The organism is Halomonas sp. 3F2F (assembly GCF_014897805.1).
Taxonomy (GTDB): Bacteria; Pseudomonadota; Gammaproteobacteria; order Pseudomonadales; family Halomonadaceae; genus Vreelandella.
In genome coordinates this window covers 1-899 of record NZ_JABUZE010000152.1, presented here as the reverse complement: position 1 = coordinate 899, position 899 = coordinate 1, and the positions used below count along the sequence as shown (strand labels likewise).

Genomic DNA, 899 nt, shown 5'->3' with positions numbered 1-899 from the left:
TTGGTTCGTCAGCGGGTGTTCGGTGTCGCCGCTGGCTATGAAGATTTCAACGACCATGAGGCCCTGCGCTATGATCAGGCCCTTCAGACAGCGCTCGGTGAAGAGGATACGCTGGCAGGCAAGTCGACGCTGTGCCGGGTGGAGCAGAACGCCGATCGGCAAGCAATAGTGAAGGCCCATGAGTTGCTGTGGCATCACTTCATTGAACAGCATGACGAACCACCAAAGGAGATCGTACTGGACTTTGATGGCACCGACATCCCCGTGCATGGCGAGCAACCCGGCAAGTTCTTTAACCGTTATTACGATCACCACTGCTACTTCCCACTGTATGTCTTCTGTGGGCGCCACTTACTGGTGAGCTATCTGCGCACCAGTGACCGCAGCGACAGCCGCCATAGCTGGGCGATCCTCGCCTTACTGGTACGCTTTATCCGTCAATACTGGCCCGATACGCGCATCGTGTTACGAGGTGATAGCCACTTTTGTCGTCCCCGGATGCTGAACTGGTGTGATCGGCATCACGTCGACTACATCGTGGGAATCGCCAAGAACAGCCGGCTGCTCAAGGAAGTGGACGTCCCCATGATGCTGGTGCGCAAGACCCAATGGCAGGTGGGAGGGAAAGTAGCGGGGACGTTCCGCTTCCAGTATCAAGCCCACTCCTGGAAATACTCACGCTGGGTGGTGGCCCGCCTAGAAGAAGGCGAGCTAGGCTCTAATCCCCGGTTTATCATCAGTTCCCGTTACGATGATGGCTTCAAGCTTTACTACGAGCAGTACTGCGCTCGGGGCGACATGGAGAACCGGATTAAGGATCAACAACTGAGTCTGTTTGCTGATCGTACCTCTAGCACGCACTGGTGGGCCAATCAGTGGCGGCTGATCTTGTCGGGCTT

General features: G+C 56.2%; 1 protein-coding gene. It reads left to right on the top strand.

The features are described 5' to 3' along the window. Positions 1 to 899: IS1380 family transposase (locus tag INT21_RS16195; RefSeq protein ID WP_193085469.1), on the top strand; the 899-nt coding region annotated here is incomplete at both ends.